Below are 16,660 nucleotides of genomic sequence, written 5' to 3' on the forward strand. Positions count from 1 at the left end.
TACAGCTGCATGCCGGCCCGGCCATTCCATCAGTGGACGTTGACCCTCAGCTCGAATGAGATCGGAGCCGGTTCGACGATTTCCCCGTCCGGTGCACGGCGAATTTCGAGGTGGTTTCCATTGCAACCTTCCGACGCGAAATGCAGGGCAGCCGATTCCGTGGTGAATAGTCCGCCTATACGACCATCCCGGTCGAGGACGACCCAACGCCCTTTGCTGTTACGCCCGATAGTAAAGCGGGCCGGGAGGCCAACGATAATCTTGTACGTGATTGCGTCCCTGGATACTGAGGACATCGCTACTTCCTTCTACCAATCTAACAGGCGGTCGTTTCAATCCGACGCCTTGAATCTATTGGCACCAAAGTAGGAAATCCATTCGAAGCAGGACCAAATAACATCAAGAAATCATAGAAATAGTTTCCGTTGAGGGGGGCGAGAACTGGCTGCTTGAATTTACCGATCAATGCTCGGTTTGCTCGTTGGTCGACGAAAGATCAGCTCACCGGCAGCCGATGAGGTGTCGCAGGTTATGCGGATGGGGAACAGACGATGACGGATCACGCCCGTCAGCTCGCGGCAGCGCATGGGCTCTGCGGGGCGGCCACGTTTCAGCCCTTCTGACAGAGTTGCCGGTAGTCCAAAGGCTGATATGGCCAGACGCCTATAGAAAGAACTGGCATCCAAAGGAAACCGCGGCGATGGCCAAAGGCATTGTTAGTACCATGGCGATGCATTGCCAGTCGGCCTTTTGGCCGTCGTTGCGCGCTTCTGAGTTCATTTCAGCTACTCCCCACATAGGCAGAAGCCTACCGGACTTAGTCGCGATGTCGTCTCAAAATACGTTTCTGGCTGTAATATTCCGCAACAGAAAGGTGCCGGTCGACAGTGGAAAGCATCATCAACGCGTTTCGTTCGGTAGCGGTTGCTCACCGACATTAAGCGGCAGCAATATCTCGGCGATCAGGTTCCGAGTCCATCGATGTGCGGGGTTCCCGGTCGAACGTTTGTGCCATACACCGACAATGAGCGCCGGCGGTAGCGGCATGGGCGGTGTATAAATGGAGAGCCCGAAAAGATCCGCCAACCGCTCCGCCAGTTGCCTTGGGACGAGTGCAATATGATCACTCTCGCTGACAGCTCGGCAGACGCCGAAGAAAACGGGAACAGTCATGACCACCTTCCGGGCGCGTCCGATCTTGGCCAGTGCCGCGTCGCCCATGGCCCTCGTTTTTCCTTCGGGCGAGAAGAGGATGTGTCCGAGTTCGCAGAACAGATCGATCGGCAAGGTTTCACCAGGCTTTATTCCAGCCGCTTCAATTGCGGCGTTTCCTCTGCGGGCGATAGTGGTGAAGGACGATCGGAATAGCGCACGTTGGTCTATCCAGTCTGGGAATTCTGCGTCAGGGATGAGAGCCATATCGGCTTCATACCGTTCGAGAGAATCGATGTAGCTGTTTGGGACGAGGTCGACCAATTGCACCCGAATACCCGGTGCACGTTCGTGAATCTCCCGCGCCAACCGAGGCATCAGCATCTCGGCGAAAAAATCGCTGCCTGCCAGCTTGAGAGTTATGCTGGCGCTCCTGGGATCGAAGGAGGTGCTACTCAACATCGCCTCCATTCTGTCGAGCGTCTCTCGCAGAGGCATCGCCAAACCTCTCGCATAATCCGTCGGGCGCAGACCTTGACCATGACGGACGAACAACTGGTCATCGAGCGCATAACGCAGTCTAGAAAGTGCGCCGGAAACTGCAGACTGGGACATTCCCAGTTTTTCGCCGGCCTTCACGGTCGACCCTTCCCGCAACAACGCGTCGAGCACGCGCACAAGATTGAGATCAAAGGTCGCGAAATTCATTTCACCGATAGCTTCTATGTGATCAAACGATTTTTCTAATAATGGCCAAGATGCTAAGAACCGCAAGACGAAAGCGCTTTCGTTTCATTCTGACAACAGGAGGAAACGATGATTGACCTACTTGAATACCCCGATACGATTGAATGGCTCGGGGTTCATTACCGAACTATTCTTGCAACCGCAGCAACCGGCGGAGCGATGTCCATCGTCGACAGCGTCTCACCCGTTGGCAGCGGGCCGCCGCGACATATCCATGAAAGAGAGGAGGAAACCTTCGTCCTTCTTTCGGGCTGCTGCGAATTTTGGTTGGAGGGTGAGACCTTTACCAAGAAGGCGGGTGAGACCGTCTTCGTGCCGCGCGGAATGGAACATACGTTCAGGGTGATCGGCAGCATGGCTTTGCGGCATCTGGTGATCCTGACGCCGGGCGGCTTCGAAGGTTTTTTCGCCGATATGGCCGCAGGTCAGTTCCAAATCCCGCAGGATATGGACCGGATTGCAGAATCTGCCGTCAGGCACCGCCTTCGCTTCACTGGACCGCCGCTTGGCGACGACTAGTCACTGTGGACAGGGGGCTCGATTGCCTCCAAAGGCCCCGACCCGGCGCGACCACTTGGATGTCCAACCCACGCGGGCAAAGACCATCGATGCGGCGTCCGAGCCGGAGAACAATGGGCTATTAGGGCCGCTAGAAAAGCCAAAGGAGGGCGCTCACGCGCACGGGAACTTTTCAAGATCGGCTGGACGAAAATGAACCCCCACCGTGGGAGGGTGGGTACGGTTCTCCTTATCACCGAATGGTATCGAACTCGGTTCGCACATAGCGTTCGATCTCGTTGAGCCTCTGAAGCTCCTCGACATCGGTAAATTCAAGCTCCTCAATGCCGACAAATGCGGAGGCGAGTAAATCAACAAATCACCGTATAAGGGCATAACTGCGAGGGGCCAGATCTACCAGGCTTTCGCATCGAACACGTGCTGAAGGAAGCCGAGCGTCGCGCAAGGGATGCCGGCTGATGGAACCTCGCGATCGAAAAAGCGGAAGGGAAGCCGTTGAGTTTGGGCGTACCGCATGGGGGCGGCGGCTTCCCTTCTTGTCCTGTCCAGCTACCATCAGGACAACCTCCAGATTACGCTGATAAGGGAAGGGCGCTAGTCGGACCAAAGTCCCAACAAGGTGTGTCCTAGCTGGCCACCCCACAGCGTCTCATGCAATAAACCGCGCGGGAAAATAGCCGGAGGACGGCGATTCGTGCGGATGTTGGGGGAATGCTTTTTCGCGGTTTGGCAGTGGGTGGCGGTGCGGCTGATGGCGGCTGGCGTCATGATCTCCTTTGCCGCCTGGATGCTCATGCTTTCGACTTGCCTTTGCCTGATGGCAGTGCAGTCTGTTCATTCAACTGTTCGAGGCCGGCGCCTGCGTTGCCTGGCGGAAGACGCGTAAAAAAGTCCCCGCAGTCGCGGTTGCGGGGAGGATAGCGAGAGTCGCTTTGAGGGGTTTCGCTTCTCAAAGCATTGTACAAATCGTCGTTGATCACATTTGTTCCCTCCTGATTTCAAAAAAAGCCCCGCATGGGCACAAGCGGGGCGAAAAACAGCGGCATTAGGTAGCAAAGACCACCGAAAGCGGCTTATCGAATTGAACTGAATGAGCCATTTCGGGTACTAGCAACCGCCGTACCTCCCGCGGAACGCGCCACAAGAAGACATCGCCGTTTGCATGCGACGTCGTTCTTTAGCGCTTACTGATAGTCAATTGTCGTGTGTAAACGTCGTTGCTGGGAGCGGCGGCGTGCAGAAAACGGAGCGGATCGCTGTCCGCTACCATTCTCACCATATGCTAAGCTGCAATACGGCGGGACCGGCTCTGCCTTCGTGGAACTTCCGAAAAAATCTTTTCGCCTATACCCGCCAAGCGAACAGGAGCATGGTCCTTGAACTTAACGACCAGCTCTAGCTCTCCACCGAGAGCCTCCACGTAATCCCGAAGCGTTGAAAGAAGAAAATCAGAGCGCTTTTCAATCTGCGCAACCGAAACCTGCTTCTTGCCCATCTTCTGTCCGATATGATCCTGCGTCAGGTCGAGCGCTTTCCGCAGCTTTTGAAGCGTGTCATATTCCCCGAGCACTTCCTTGGCCCGGAGGTCGGACGCCTCGATCATCTCGGGAGTCATCGTTTCGGCAAAAACGTCTTTTGCTGATTTAGCCATCACTCTTTCTCCTTCTTCTCCAACTCTTTTAAATGCGCCTTGTAACGCTTATCAGCAGTGTTGATCAGTTTCGACTTATCTCCGGCGACAAGGATAACGGCTTTTCTCTCCGGATCGAATGCAAATGCGGCCCTCCAAACTCCATCGGCCGCATCAAACCGAAGCTCCTTCATGTTTGCGTAGTCCGAATCATTAAGAGCATCAGCCCGTGGTTGTCCAAGCTCAGGTCCACGATCCTCGAGAAGCAAGACCATTGCTCGCAGTTCGATCTTTACCTCTTTGTCGAACTCCTTGAACTCTTTAGCGAAGTCATCATCAAACACCACATTCCACGTGAGGACAGCAATGCAGCCTGGGCGGCCGTCCGGGACCACGTCTCCCGGGAAGCGAGGTCTTCGCGGACGAGCACGGCAGCCTGAATAAGCTGCAGCGCGTCAACCACTCGAAGGCCTATCAAACCGACGATGGCACGAACACCAACCACGTCGAGAGCTTCTTCTCGAGGGTCCACCGAGCCTACGTCGGCATCCACCATCGGTTTTCGTTGAAGTACTTCGACTGCTACGGGGCCGAACTCGCCTGGCGCGAGGATTGCCGCCAAGTGAGCAATCGAGACATACCTTCCAGGTGCTGGGCAAGGCCCGTCTCGCCCAACCTCGCGCTATCTGTGTGGGTACTGGCAGCAACAAACCGCCGGGCCTGATCTGGGAAGGCTAAGCGGCGACCTCCCACAGAACCTTACGGCCGTCGAAGTGGCCGGACTGCCGAACGCGTCCCGCAGTCGTCAGTTGGGTAAGGACCGCCGACAGGCGGTGTGCGATGTCTGAGAGATTGGCTGGCTCGTCGGGATGCCGAGCTTGGCCGCAAACTTCGCCGCGCAGTCGGTCACCGAAATCGGTTCTCCCGCTTGGCGGAGGACCTCCAGGACGGCTTGGCGCTTGTTTACGCCGTTCATCGCCGCTTTCACCTCGGATGACGGCGGCTTGAGCTTTCGGGAACGACCACCGTATTCAGGTCCCGTCAGCCCTGACGCCTGGTAGTCAGGCTCATAGCTCGGGATGACGCGGTCCAGCGCTCTCATCAGTCCCTGAATCTCGGTTTGCTCAGTTGCAATCTGCTGCAACCTTTCAACCAAAGCGGCCCGCTTCCGCTTCAACTCGTACGCTACACTCATTCGAGGCCCCGTTTTTCACCGGAACCAGGGTAGTCGGGATGCCATTTCAGGTCTGGTGCTTTTTGCTACCTAATGCCGAAAAACAGGGACGGGGAATAGCTAACGCGAACGTCGCTGCACGTTGGTACCCAAAAAGAGGCCCCACGGTCAGTGGGGCAAGTTGGCGTGCACCTTCGGGTGGGTCTTCCCGAGGCATATGGTCAACACCAGTCCGCCTCAAAGGTTCCGCGCCCCTAGCACACTTTGGCACATGAGCGGCTCGCCACATCAACACTGGGTTCCATCGATGAGCGGTGTGCCACGCGCAGCGTCTACCAGTTGCTTCAATTGTTGCTCGTCATGGACGCCTTGCTGGTAGAGTTCGATGATGATCGCGGCCGCTCGCTCGGCCTCCTTAGATGAGGCCTCCAGACCGTTCTCCTGGCAGAACTGCTCAAGAGCCGCTCGGCATTTCGATAAGTCCTCCGACGTCAACGGCTCATCATGCCGATGAAATCTCCGGGTCATTTCAGTTTTCCTCCTCTGTTATTTAGGCGGAAAAAGAGATGGTTTGGCGATTTCAAGGTTTCAAGAGGTCAATAAGGCGAGAGGGGAGGACCGGAGCGTGGGTACGTCTTATTTAATAGACCACTAACATTGCCGTCCAGTAAGCTCTGACGATTGAGTTAGCGCCGGAGCAGATCGCTGCCTCGACAACACCGCTAACTCAGCGGCCCGATGCGAGGGGTTAGGCGTCGGGCCGCACCTTGCCGAAAAGGCAGCCTGGCCGTCAATCCTTCGGCGCCTGGCGCTTCTTCTTCGGCTTACGTCGCGGCGGTGGTCGTTGTTGAGGGTTGGCGTCCACGCTGATGCCAGCGGCGTCAGCCGCCATGATGAAGGCGGCTCTGGCTGCCTCGCCATTCGTCTTCGTCTCCAGCGCCCTGATGCAGGCATCACAGGCAGCGAGCCACGTATCCCTCCTCTGATCGTGTGGCCATTGCTTGGATAGGATTTCGCCCATATCTTCGACTGAATGCACGATGCGGCGGATGCCTGGTTGGCCGTCGATATCGATGACCAGCGGTCGAATCTCCATTGGTGACGGCTCGAGCATGGCGGCTGCCTCGGAATTTTTCCGCCGCTAATGGTGTCACCTATCCCAAAGCGCACAAGCGACCATTTCGGCGTAGCCTTCTTCCCCCCCGCGACGTGGTCACGGATCGGCTTGCTCCGCTCCGATCCGCTAAACCTCTGGCTGCAGCGCATTGGCGAGCGCGATCGACAAGTTCTCGCGTGTCGTGAAGCCGGCTTCCATGAGGTCAATCGCTACGGCAGTCACTGCCCGAGCACACTCACACTCGGGATCTATATGCTTTGTCTTGCACCATTCCGCGATGACGGAGGTGAGGACTTCGAGCTCTCCGTTTTCCAGTTTGGGAAATGTGGGGATTTGCATGGTAGTGCTCCCGCATAATGGCAAGAGCGCGTAGGGGTCTCTCAATTGGATCGTGCCGTGCACCTGATCCAACGCCACATCGTACGCCTCATTTGCAAGCCGGTCACCAGAAAAACCTGAGCGTCGCAGCAAGGAAAAAGACTGTAACGAACACCCTTGGCCGGCGTCGATGCATCTCGGCAAGTTGAATGAGACCCTTCCACTGCTCAGGGAGCCGCGCCGGCGACCCACGATCCAAGCGCGAAAAAGATGATGCCGACTTGGTCGTGTTTGAAACCACGACGGACGCCATGCTTCTTTCGGCCATTTCGCTTCAGGGCGGAAGCTTGTGTCACTTTGAGTTGGCGCAAAATCCTTCCCGAAATAGAGCCGGTGTAGGCACTAGAAATCCATTCCAGCGCCTGTGGGAGTGGGCACCGCGACGTCTTTCCTGGGCTTCTCGGCAATCATGGCCTCCGTCGTGACGAGAAGACCAGCAATGGACGCCGCATCCTGCAGAGCGGTGCGAACGACCTTGGCCGGATCGATGACGCCCTGCGCATAGAGGTCACCATATTCACCTGTCTGAGCGTTCCATCCGTAAGAGAACTCGCTCTTTTCGCGCAGTTTGCCGACGACGACGGAACCTTCCGAGCCAGCGTTTTCGGCAATCTGGCGAGCCGGCGCCTCGAGCGAGCGGCGAACGATGTCGATCCCGACGCGCTGGTCATCATTGGCTGTCTGGATATTGTCAAGCGCCGTCACGCAGCGTAGCAGCGCGACGCCGCCGCCCGGCAGAATACCTTCCTCGACTGCCGCGCGGGTCGCGTGAAGCGCGTCGTCAACCCGATCCTTTTTTTCCTTCACCTCCACTTCCGTCGAACCACCGACACGGATGACAGCGACACCGCCAGCCAGCTTTGCAAGGCGTTCCTGCAGCTTCTCGCGATCGTAGTCCGAGGTCGTCTCTTCGATCTGGGCCTTGATCTGGGCGATGCGGCTTGAGATATCCGTTTTCGGGCCGAGACCCTCGACGATCGTCGTAGTTTCTTTCTCGATCAACACCTTCTTAGCCCGGCCGAGCATGTCGAGGGTGACGGATTCGAGCTTGATGCCGAGGTCTTCGGAAATGACCGTGCCGGCGGTCAGGATGGCGATGTCTTCGAGCATGGCCTTGCGGCGATCGCCGAAGCCCGGAGCCTTGACAGCAGCAACCTTCAGGCCACCGCGCAGCTTGTTGACGACGAGAGTTGCAAGCGCTTCGCCTTCGACATCTTCAGCGATGATGAGGAGCGGCTTGCCCGCCTGGACAACGGCTTCGAGAACCGGCAGCATGGACTGCAGGCTCGAAAGCTTCTTCTCATGGATGAGGATATAAGCGTCCTCGAACTCGACCCGCATCTTTTCCGGGTTGGTAACGAAGTAGGGGCTGAGATAACCGCGGTCGAACTGCATGCCTTCGACGACTTCAAGTTCGGTTTCAGCCGTCTTGGCTTCCTCAACCGTGATCACGCCGTCGTTGCCGACCTTTTCCATAGCCTCCGCCAGAAAACGGCCGATTTCAACATCACCATTGGCCGAGATCGTTCCGACCTGAGCGATCTCGGAGTTGTTGGAAATCCTGCGGGCGTTGGCCTTGAGTTCCGCGACGATCGCGCCAACCGCGAGATCGATGCCGCGCTTCAGATCCATTGGGTTCATCCCTGAGGTCACGGCTTTTGCGCCTTCCCTGACGATGGCCTGAGCAAGGACCGTCGCTGTTGTTGTTCCATCGCCGGCGATGTCGCTGGTCTTCGAAGCAACTTCGCGGACCATTTGGGCGCCCATATTTTCGAACCTGTCTTCCAGTTCGATTTCCTTGGCGACGGAAACGCCGTCCTTGGTGATGCGCGGAGCGCCGAAGGACTTGTCGATCACCACATTGCGGCCTTTCGGGCCGAGCGTTACCTTCACCGCCTCAGCGAGAATGTCGACACCGCGCAACATCTTCTCGCGGGCTTCAGTATTGAATTTGACTTCTTTCGCAGCCATGTCCTCACTCCTTCACAGGCAGCTGATTGACGCCCCGCAGAGCTTCAGGCGGCTTGTCTCCGTTCGTTCTGCACTACGATGACGCCATCGCAGCGGTGTCTCAATGACGAGCAAGCCTTCGCCATCGATCTTGATCTCGGCACCGGTCCACTTTTAGAACAGAATATGATTGCCGCGCTTGAATTCAAGCGCTTCGACGCATGCCTGATGCGAGCGTCACTCGATTTTCCTTGCCTTGCTGTGCGATCTGCACTGGCATGGCCCAATCATCGCCCCGGCGATTGAAACGTTCACGTATCCGAATATAGCAGTGCAAGGCCCAATGAGACGAAGAGGTTGCATGAACGACGTTTTACCTATTCCGGCGGGTGCCGTTATTCGACAAGGCGCAAGGGCATGTTTCTACCGTTTGGTGAACACCAGCCCCTTGCTGATCCAGGTTCGATCAGGAACAAAGATAGTTGCGGCACACGACATGCCCTTGCGCCTGACCGCAGGGGAGTTTGGCCTCTTACCGGACAACCAGCCGCTGGCCATGGAGAACATACCGAAGGCACCCCAGATCTATGAAACTCTCGCACTTCCCGTTCCGCGTCATTTATTCGAAGATGCTTATAGCCGCATTGCTTCGATAAAGCGTCCACCGACAGCGGTTCCCGCGAAAGTACAAGACATGCCGAGGGAGGCAGCTGCGCTGTTCGATTTTTGCAGTCAGCCGGAAAACCTAGCCAAGCTTCCGGCACCGATCGCCATCGCTCGCCTGATGGAACTCATTACATGGTTCGCGCTGGCAGGGGCCGTCCTGGGCGAAGCGCGAAGCTCCCGGCTGGAAGATCGAGTGAGGCGCATGATTGAAGAGGCCCCCTCGTTTGACTGGACGCTCGGATATGCCGCCCGTTCATTGCACATGAGCGAAGCAACCTTCCGACGCAGGCTGGCCGCTGAAGACACGGGCTTCAGCGAGATTTTGAGCGACACGCGAATGACAATCGCCCTCGGCCTTCTCCAGACGACGACGGTGCCGATTGCGCATATTGGATTGGAGGTGGGCTACGAGTCCCCGTCTCAATTCGCGGCGCGATTTAAGGAGCGATTTGGCATCAAACCGCGCTACGTGCGCAGCGGTTCTGATGCATTTGAGCAAATCGGGGCAGAAATTGAGCAGAGCGGGGCAGATGCGCTTGCTCGCTGACGATAGTTTTCCGGCATCATCAACCGCAGGAAAACAGAATGCGTTTTATCACAGCAGTACTTCTCGCCGCGTCCGTCTTTGCCGCAACGGCCGCTCAGGCCGAAATGAAGATCACCTCGAAGGATTTGACCGCCGGCAAGTCCATGGCCGACGAGCAGGTCTTCAATAGCTTCGGCTGCTCGGGGAAGAACATCTCGCCGGAACTGGTCTGGTCGGGTGCTCCCGAGGCCACCAAGAGCTTCGCCATCATGGCATACGATCCGGATGCACCGACTGGCTCGGGCTGGTGGCATTGGTCGGTATTCAACATTCCAGCAAAAGTCTCGAAAATTGCCACCGCCGCAAGCGGCGACAAGAAGCTTCCGGAAGGCGCTGTGGAAGGTCATACCGACTTTGGGACCTCAGGATATGGCGGCGCGTGCCCGCCGGCGGGCGACAAGCCGCACCATTACCAGTTCACCGTCTACGCGCTCTCAGTTGACAAGCTTCCGCTGCCGGATACAGCACCAGCCGCCATGGTTGGCTTCTATGTCAGGGCAAATACGCTGGACCAGGCCACCGTCGAGGTCACCTACGGCCGCTGATCCTTAGGCGCCGTGGGGTTCGCCAAGGTCACGCCGTAGCCGCCAATTTTGTCTGGTTAGGCAGATCATCGATGCCTGGCCATTGTATAGCGGGACCATGGCCAGGCATCGCCAATTCCAGGGCACGATCTCGCGAGGGGAATCTGCCGCCGCAATAGCGTCCACCACAACCTGCTCGATTGTACTCCAATTTCCGCGCAACAACTGATGGCCTCGCACACGGCGAGGGTTGGCCGTTTCTCCAGCCGAACAGAGACGAGACGGCGACTTGGAGCCTTGGGAAGCTCGCTTATGCCTTCCCGAGCCAAAGCATGCTGCGCCATGCCTACATTGGTCAGATCTGCCCTGCCGCTTCCCGCAGTCGCCCTGTGGAGCGCTTAAGCCCTTCATGACGCAACTCGTCATGGACCTCCTGGAGATTGCGCCTTTTATCTTCTTGCCTTGATGTCGACGTCGACATTCACCTATTGACTATCATGTCGACGTCGACATAGTGTTATGGCATGGAGCGGGAGGATATCGCTCTCCGGGAGGGCAGGCGATGCTGACGCTGCAGGATATTCGGAAATCGTATGGAGCCATCGAGGTGATCAAAGGGATCAACCTCGATGTGGCTGACGGCGAATTCATTGTGTTTGTCGGACCGTCCGGATGCGGCAAGTCCACCCTTTTACGGATGATCGCCGGATTGGAGCCGATTACGAGCGGAGACCTCGTCTTGGACGGGTACGCAATGACCACAGCGAGCCCGTTCGAGAGGGGCGTCGCCATGGTCTTTCAAAGCTACGCGCTCTACCCGCACATGACTGTCGCGCAGAATCTGAGTTATGGTCTGCGGGTAGCGGGAACCAAGAGAGAAGAGATTGCGCTTCGCGTTCGAGAGGTCGCTAGGTCACTCCAGATCGACCATCTTCTCGGCCGGCTGCCAAAGGACCTCTCCGGCGGTCAACGCCAACGCGTCGCGATCGGTCGCGCAATCGTGCGAAAACCCAGAATTTTCCTTTTTGACGAACCGCTATCCAACCTCGACGCCGCCTTGCGCGCTCAGACGCGGATCGAGATTGCCCGACTCCAGCAGCAATTGAAGTCGACGGCGATCTATGTGACGCACGATCAAACCGAAGCGATGACCCTCGCAGACAGGATCGTCGTTTTGAACAAGGGTCATATCGAGCAGATCGGCACGCCCCTTGAGCTATATCGAACGCCTCAAAACATGTTCGTTGCAGGTTTTATCGGCTCGCCGAAGATGAATTTCCTCAACGTCCGGGCACACGGATCGGAGGCGGGAGTCCACATTCGCGAGATGGGGAAGGCGATCACGCTTCCATTCGTAGGCAGGGGTGAAGCGGACCTCACCCTGGGAATCCGTCCCGAAGATCTCGTGCTTACGCCTGATGGCTCCGGCCCCTTTGCCTTCAGGCTCGACATCGAGGAGCACATGGGCGAGTTCCGCCTCCTTTATCTGACCGCCGACGATGGCAGCCAGGTGATCGCCAAAACCACCACACAGGACAGCTTCGCCGAGGGCGACATCCTCCATTTCACCTTCGACCCCGCAGCCGCGCATCTCTTCGATGCGGACGGGCGGCGTCTCAGCAGACTGAACGACAAAATCGCCGCCTGAAAGGACGCGTCATATGAGCAATCCAGGTCACTCCATGCTTGCCGATCTGACCAGAACGAAGAATGCCCGCACCCGCCGGTTATCCAGCTGGGACCAAGAGGGAAGAAACCAGGACTACTGGCTGATCGGCCCCGGAGAAACGGTAGCCCTCGCCGACATCAGGGGGCCGGGCTGCATCACCCACATCTGGGCTACTCAATTCTGCCGCCGCACCCTTGGTCCGAGCGTCATAGACCCGGTACTCGGGCAATATATCGCCCCGGTCAATGAAATCCACAATGCCCTGGGAGTAACCTGGGAAGAGGCCGATCCACATTACTACAGGAAAGTGCTGATACGCATCACCTGGGATAACGCGGACCGACCAGCCGTTCTTGTGCCGCTCGGCGATTTTTTCGGAGTTGGTCATTCGATGCCGGGGAGCTTTTCTTCTCTTCCGCTTTCGGTGTCGGCCAAGCCGGAGGAAAGCTACATCCATGGGGGATCGGCCTCGTTCAACAGCTATTTCCAGATGCCGTTCAACGAACGCGCGGTGATCGAGATCATCAACGAGAACGATGTTCCTTACGGCCAATATTTCTACATCGACTACGAGCTGTATGACGAACCGCTCGACAAGGACATCGCCTATTTTCATGCCACGTGGCGACGCGAGAACCCCTGCGATGGTTGGGGGCCGCAGATCCAGACCAACTCACCAGAGGCCAACACCGTTAACCTTGACGGAAAGGGAAACTATACCGTACTCGAAACGCAGGGACGCGGACAATACGTCGGATGCCTCTTGTCGGTCGCGCACTTCCAGGGCAGTTGGTGGGGCGAAGGCGACGACATGATCTGGATCGATGACGATCCGGAGTGGCCGCCGTCCATTCACGGCACCGGCACCGAAGACTATTTCAATCACGCCTGGGGCATGCAGGACAAGAAGGACCTTTTCAACGGCGCGCCGATCCACGAGAGCATCGTTGCGGGATACGCGGTGTCATACCGCTTCCACTTGACCGATCCGGTCCGCTTCAGGGAGAGGATCAAGGTCACGATTGAACACGGCCACAACAATCATCTTAGCGATGATTGGGCATCAACGGCCTATTGGTATCAGACGCTTCCGTCGCCCGTCTTGTCGGTGCCCGCCCTCGAACACCGAATTCCGACGTCCCCTGGTCGGCGCAAGCCGACGGTGGTAGCACCCGAGACGCTATCGGAAGAACAGCGGCGTATGGTGGATCGCGCTGCCGAGCGCATGGACGAATATCTCCGCCTTCGCGAGATTGAAATTCAGAAGAAGCTGTCGCGCACTCGAAAACGCGAGGCCGCCAACAAGGAATTCGGAAGACTCAAATAGCAATCATTGACGACGGAGGGAGGAACCTGTCATGCAAATATCGAGACGGAGACTGCTTCAGACTTCGGTCATTTCCGCGGCCATATCGACGCTTCCGCAATGGGCTCTCGCGCAAAGCAAGACCCTTACAACCTACAACTGGGGAACACCGGAGGAGGGGGGCGCGTATGCCAAGGCCTTCGCCCGCTTCAGCACGAAGTATCCCGACGTCAAGGTCATCGACAACCTGATCCCGCTGACGACGTGGTCGGACTACGCGGATGGCCTTGTGACGCAGATTGCCGGAGGAAACGTTCCTGACATCATCAACATCGCCATCGAAGGTGTACGCCTTGCAGTCAGCCGTGGACTGTTGGAGCCGCTCGACGACTACATTGCTGCCAGCCCCAAGGCACAGGAACTGCTCGCGAAGATCCCCAAGCAGCTGAAGGACGCCTTAACAGTCGAGGGCAAACTCTACGAGATTCCGAACGGCTGGCAGTGCATGGTGATCTACTACAACAAGGCCATCTTCGACGCAGCAGGTGTGAAATACCCGAAGGAAGGTTGGACATGGGACGAGTTCCTCGAAACCAGCAAGGCACTCACGTCGGGCGAGGGTGGCAAGCAGGTTTACGGCTACGGCATGCCCTGGTTTAACTTCGCGCACTATCCGTGGTTTCTGACGAATGGGACGTATCCGATCAACGACGACGGAACCGCGTCCAACCTGACGGACCCGAAGCTGGTGGAAGCGACCAAGTTCCTGCACGACCTGGTGCATGTCCATAAGGTATCGCCAGACCCGATCGGCTTGAATGTCTACGACAAGTTTGCCGGTGGCGCGCTTGCCATGACCGCGGCCGGACGCTGGCCCGTGCCAGGTTGGGTGAATTCCGGCTTCACTTCTTTCGATGTCGTCCCGTGGCCGAAGAAGGAGGGCGGGGACACAGTCTTTGGCTGCGCTGGTTGGGGTATCTCGCCCGCATCGAAAAACAAGCAGGAGGCATTCGATGCTATCTTGGAGCTAATCAGTCTCGAGACTGTCACCGAAATCGTCACGATCGGACAGCAGATCCCGATCTACAAGGAAGTCGCGCAAAGCTCCACGTTCCGTGCCATGCCACCGAACGCAGGTCTCTTCTATGACATTATCGACCGCACACGTCAGGTCGCCGCGCCGACTTATTTCAGCGAACTTGATCGTATTCTTTCCAGAACCATGGATAGCATCATCACTCAGGCGGAAACGTCAGAGGATGCGCTGGCCAAAGCCGACAAGGAACTGAAGCGGGCAATCCGCAAAGGGTAATAGTGATGGCGCAGCGGCAATCCTTCACCAACAAATGGTTCTCACCACAAGCGCGTCAAGAAACCGTCGCCGGCTTCCTGCTGATAGCTCCCGTGCTCTGCGGGTTCCTGTTTTTTGTCGCTGCGCCAATGCTGAGCACGTTTTGGCTTAGCTTCCATTACTACGACCTGTTGTCTGCGCCCAAATGGGCCGGGCTCGACAACTTCCTGTGGATGCTAGACGACGATCGTCTTCATGCCGTTTTGCGAAACACCTTGTTCTTCGCGGTGTTCGCGGTGTTGGGGAACACGGTTCTGGCGGTCATCCTCGCAGCCATCCTGAACCAGAAAATGCCGAAGTCTCTACAGGCTGTCTTTCGCGCCGCGTTCTTTTTTCCGGCGCTGGTAGGCCTCGTTTTCGTTGCCGTGATCTGGCAGTTCTTCTATCACAAGGATCTCGGCATCATTAATTACTATCTGTCGACGCTCGGAATCGAAAAGGTCGCCTGGTTGTCAAATGCCAACACGGTCCTCTACTCCGTCATTATCCTCGATATCTGGAAAAACGTCGGCTTCGGGATGCTGATTGCCCTTGCTGGGCTCCAGGGCATCTCAGCTGAATACTACGAAGCCGCGAAAATCGACAACGCCGGAAAGATCAGGCAGTTTTTCGACATCACCTTGCCGCTTCTATCGCCGACGATCCTTTTTCTCCTGGTGATGAATTCGATCGGTGCGTTTCGGGTATTCGATTCAATCGTGGTCCTCACAAAAGGCGGTCCTGGCGACGCCTCGAGATCACTTGTCATGTACATTCAGGAAGTCGGCTTCCGCGATCTGGAGATGGGCTATGCCTCTGCCATTTCACTCTTACTCCTCGCCCTGGTTGGCATCGTTACGATCATCAACTTCGTCGCTTCGAAATACTGGACGTTTTATGAGTAACGCAGCGACGGCGGGTCCTTCGCTCGGACGTGCAATTGCCGACCGCGGGACAACTTATCTCCTGTGGACTGTTCTCGGTCTCGGCTCATTGCTGATGGCCGCACCGTTCATCTGGATGTTTACAGCAACGCTGTCGCCAATGTCGCAGGCCTTTACTCTGCCACCGCGATGGCTTCCCGGCAGCGATATCACTATCGAAAGTTACCTTCGGGCCGTCAGCGACTACCCGCAGCTCGTCCGATACTTTTGGAATTCTGTCTATATTTCGACACTTGTGACGGTTGGCTATGTTGCTGTCACGACGATGGCGGGCTACGCCTTCGCTCGCTTGGAATTCCCTTTCAAGAGACTGCTCTTCGGGATGCTTCTCGTTTCCCTGATGGTCCCGATCCAGACGATGATTGTCCCTCTTTACATCATCATGCGTGGGATCGGACTCCTTGGAACATCTGGCTCGATCATACTGCCTGGCATGATCGGGGCTTTTGCGCCGGGTCTCTCGGGCGTCTTTGGGGTATTTCTCATGCGCCAGTTTTTCCTGACAGTTCCCAAAGATCTGATCGAAGCGGGAAAAGTGGATGGCGCTGGGCCGATCAGGATATTCTGGACAATTGCGGCACCCCTTGCGAAACCGCAAATGGCTGCCCTTGCAATCATCGTTTTCACAATGACCTGGAACGACTATTTTCTCCCCCTTGTCTTCATGCTCACAGGAGACGACCAGGTACTGCCGCTGGCTGTCGTCGGAATCAGCGGCGGACGGGGCGGAGAAGTTCCAGCAGCGGTCATTTTGGCGGCTGTTTCGATATCCATACTTCCCATCCTGATCGCCTTCGTGGCAATGCAGCGCCTGATTGTCGAAAGCTTCATGCGCGCCGGAGTCAAATGAGGACCCATGGTCACTATAAAAGATATCGCATTGCGCGCGGGTGTATCGGACCAGACGGTTAGTCGTGTGGTTCGCAACGACAAGCGCGTCGACGAAAGGACGCGCGCACGCGTCAACG

At 56.9% G+C, this 16,660-nt stretch carries 18 protein-coding genes; 8 read left to right on the forward strand and 10 right to left on the reverse strand.

What is annotated here, in order from left to right; all coding sequences use genetic code 11:
• Positions 1 to 29: 29 nt before the first annotated feature.
• Positions 30 to 296 carry a hypothetical protein gene (locus ATY79_RS09610; protein WP_088703678.1) on the reverse strand — a complete coding sequence of 89 codons (267 nt, stop codon included), beginning with the start codon at positions 294 to 296 and terminating at the stop codon, positions 30 to 32.
• Positions 297 to 900: 604 nt separating this feature from the next.
• Positions 901 to 1,860: a LysR family transcriptional regulator gene (locus tag ATY79_RS09615; protein WP_088703679.1), complete on the reverse strand. Its 960-nt coding sequence runs from the start codon at positions 1,858 to 1,860 to the stop codon at positions 901 to 903.
• A 108-nt stretch (positions 1,861 to 1,968) separates the two neighbouring features.
• On the opposite strand from ATY79_RS09615, the gene ATY79_RS09620 reads away from it, so the two are divergent.
• Complete coding sequence (locus tag ATY79_RS09620) at positions 1,969 to 2,418, forward strand: cupin domain-containing protein (RefSeq protein WP_088703680.1); 450 nt, start codon at positions 1,969 to 1,971, stop codon at positions 2,416 to 2,418.
• Between the two features lie 594 nt (positions 2,419 to 3,012).
• Here the strand turns inward: ATY79_RS09620 and ATY79_RS30450 are convergent.
• The 8 genes from ATY79_RS30450 to groL form a co-directional block, all read right to left on the reverse strand.
• Positions 3,013 to 3,213 (reverse strand): hypothetical protein, encoded by a 201-nt coding sequence (locus tag ATY79_RS30450; protein WP_141105715.1) that lies wholly within the window; start codon positions 3,211 to 3,213, stop codon positions 3,013 to 3,015.
• A 487-nt stretch (positions 3,214 to 3,700) separates the two neighbouring features.
• A complete protein-coding gene (locus ATY79_RS09630) occupies positions 3,701 to 4,069 on the reverse strand; it encodes an XRE family transcriptional regulator (protein WP_088703682.1) in 369 nt (122 codons plus the stop codon).
• The gene (locus ATY79_RS09635) at positions 4,069 to 4,395 is read right to left on the reverse strand and encodes a type II toxin-antitoxin system RelE/ParE family toxin (protein ID WP_088703728.1); all 327 of its coding nucleotides are present in this window, start codon (positions 4,393 to 4,395) and stop codon (positions 4,069 to 4,071) included. Before ATY79_RS09635 ends, ATY79_RS09630 begins: the two co-directional genes overlap by 1 nt.
• A gap of 458 nt (positions 4,396 to 4,853) precedes the next feature.
• Positions 4,854 to 5,243, reverse strand: coding sequence for a hypothetical protein (locus ATY79_RS09645; RefSeq protein ID WP_088703684.1), 390 nt, complete (start codon positions 5,241 to 5,243; stop codon positions 4,854 to 4,856).
• Between the two features lie 267 nt (positions 5,244 to 5,510).
• Positions 5,511 to 5,750, reverse strand: coding sequence for a hypothetical protein (locus ATY79_RS09650; protein ID WP_088703685.1), 240 nt, complete (start codon positions 5,748 to 5,750; stop codon positions 5,511 to 5,513).
• Between the two features lie 262 nt (positions 5,751 to 6,012).
• Complete coding sequence (locus tag ATY79_RS09655; RefSeq protein ID WP_245312339.1) at positions 6,013 to 6,318, reverse strand: DUF982 domain-containing protein; 306 nt, start codon at positions 6,316 to 6,318, stop codon at positions 6,013 to 6,015.
• A 147-nt stretch (positions 6,319 to 6,465) separates the two neighbouring features.
• Positions 6,466 to 6,678: a hypothetical protein gene (locus tag ATY79_RS09660; RefSeq protein ID WP_088703729.1), complete on the reverse strand. Its 213-nt coding sequence runs from the start codon at positions 6,676 to 6,678 to the stop codon at positions 6,466 to 6,468.
• Positions 6,679 to 7,059: 381 nt separating this feature from the next.
• On the reverse strand, positions 7,060 to 8,688 hold the full coding sequence (gene groL / locus ATY79_RS09670) for a chaperonin GroEL (protein ID WP_088703688.1): 1,629 nt from the start codon (positions 8,686 to 8,688) through the stop codon (positions 7,060 to 7,062).
• A 340-nt stretch (positions 8,689 to 9,028) separates the two neighbouring features.
• Between groL and ATY79_RS09680 the strand changes: the two genes are divergently transcribed.
• From ATY79_RS09680 to ATY79_RS09710, 7 genes are all read left to right on the forward strand, one after another.
• Entirely contained in the window at positions 9,029 to 9,880 is an 852-nt protein-coding gene (locus ATY79_RS09680; protein WP_088703690.1) for an AraC family transcriptional regulator, read from the forward strand.
• 38 nt (positions 9,881 to 9,918) lie between these two features.
• Complete coding sequence (locus ATY79_RS09685; protein WP_088703691.1) at positions 9,919 to 10,464, forward strand: YbhB/YbcL family Raf kinase inhibitor-like protein; 546 nt, start codon at positions 9,919 to 9,921, stop codon at positions 10,462 to 10,464.
• A gap of 541 nt (positions 10,465 to 11,005) precedes the next feature.
• Positions 11,006 to 12,091: a sn-glycerol-3-phosphate ABC transporter ATP-binding protein UgpC gene (ugpC, locus tag ATY79_RS09690; RefSeq protein WP_088703692.1), complete on the forward strand. Its 1,086-nt coding sequence runs from the start codon at positions 11,006 to 11,008 to the stop codon at positions 12,089 to 12,091.
• A 13-nt stretch (positions 12,092 to 12,104) separates the two neighbouring features.
• Positions 12,105 to 13,439, forward strand: a complete 1,335-nt coding sequence (locus tag ATY79_RS09695) for a glycoside hydrolase family 172 protein (RefSeq protein ID WP_088703693.1) — start codon at positions 12,105 to 12,107, stop codon at positions 13,437 to 13,439.
• A 31-nt stretch (positions 13,440 to 13,470) separates the two neighbouring features.
• Positions 13,471 to 14,730, forward strand: coding sequence for a sugar ABC transporter substrate-binding protein (locus ATY79_RS09700; RefSeq protein ID WP_088703694.1), 1,260 nt, complete (start codon positions 13,471 to 13,473; stop codon positions 14,728 to 14,730).
• Positions 14,731 to 14,735: 5 nt separating this feature from the next.
• Positions 14,736 to 15,653, forward strand: coding sequence for a sugar ABC transporter permease (locus ATY79_RS09705; protein WP_088703695.1), 918 nt, complete (start codon positions 14,736 to 14,738; stop codon positions 15,651 to 15,653).
• A complete protein-coding gene (locus tag ATY79_RS09710; RefSeq protein WP_189637989.1) occupies positions 15,646 to 16,542 on the forward strand; it encodes a carbohydrate ABC transporter permease in 897 nt (298 codons plus the stop codon). The genes ATY79_RS09705 and ATY79_RS09710 overlap by 8 nt, the downstream gene beginning before the upstream one ends.
• Positions 16,543 to 16,660 lie beyond the last annotated feature (118 nt).

It is taken from the genome of Rhizobium sp. R693 (assembly GCF_002211315.1).
Taxonomy (GTDB): domain Bacteria; phylum Pseudomonadota; class Alphaproteobacteria; order Rhizobiales; family Rhizobiaceae; genus Rhizobium.

Coding starts and splice junctions, on each gene's coding strand:
- ATY79_RS09650 (WP_088703685.1), bottom strand. CDS start 5,750: ATGACCCGGAGATTTCATCGGCATGATGAGCCGTTGACGTCGGAGGAC.
- groL (WP_088703688.1), bottom strand. CDS start 8,688: ATGGCTGCGAAAGAAGTCAAATTCAATACTGAAGCCCGCGAGAAGATG.
- ugpC (WP_088703692.1), top strand. CDS start 11,006: ATGCTGACGCTGCAGGATATTCGGAAATCGTATGGAGCCATCGAGGTG.
- ATY79_RS09615 (WP_088703679.1), bottom strand. CDS start 1,860: ATGAATTTCGCGACCTTTGATCTCAATCTTGTGCGCGTGCTCGACGCG.
- ATY79_RS09620 (WP_088703680.1), top strand. CDS start 1,969: ATGATTGACCTACTTGAATACCCCGATACGATTGAATGGCTCGGGGTT.
- ATY79_RS30450 (WP_141105715.1), bottom strand. CDS start 3,213: ATGAGCATCCAGGCGGCAAAGGAGATCATGACGCCAGCCGCCATCAGC.
- ATY79_RS09610 (WP_088703678.1), bottom strand. CDS start 296: ATGTCCTCAGTATCCAGGGACGCAATCACGTACAAGATTATCGTTGGC.
- ATY79_RS09710 (WP_189637989.1), top strand. CDS start 15,646: ATGAGTAACGCAGCGACGGCGGGTCCTTCGCTCGGACGTGCAATTGCC.
- ATY79_RS09655 (WP_245312339.1), bottom strand. CDS start 6,318: ATGGAGATTCGACCGCTGGTCATCGATATCGACGGCCAACCAGGCATC.
- ATY79_RS09680 (WP_088703690.1), top strand. CDS start 9,029: ATGAACGACGTTTTACCTATTCCGGCGGGTGCCGTTATTCGACAAGGC.
- ATY79_RS09660 (WP_088703729.1), bottom strand. CDS start 6,678: ATGCAAATCCCCACATTTCCCAAACTGGAAAACGGAGAGCTCGAAGTC.
- ATY79_RS09645 (WP_088703684.1), bottom strand. CDS start 5,243: ATGAGTGTAGCGTACGAGTTGAAGCGGAAGCGGGCCGCTTTGGTTGAA.
- ATY79_RS09705 (WP_088703695.1), top strand. CDS start 14,736: ATGGCGCAGCGGCAATCCTTCACCAACAAATGGTTCTCACCACAAGCG.
- ATY79_RS09700 (WP_088703694.1), top strand. CDS start 13,471: ATGCAAATATCGAGACGGAGACTGCTTCAGACTTCGGTCATTTCCGCG.
- ATY79_RS09630 (WP_088703682.1), bottom strand. CDS start 4,069: ATGGCTAAATCAGCAAAAGACGTTTTTGCCGAAACGATGACTCCCGAG.
- ATY79_RS09685 (WP_088703691.1), top strand. CDS start 9,919: ATGCGTTTTATCACAGCAGTACTTCTCGCCGCGTCCGTCTTTGCCGCA.
- ATY79_RS09695 (WP_088703693.1), top strand. CDS start 12,105: ATGAGCAATCCAGGTCACTCCATGCTTGCCGATCTGACCAGAACGAAG.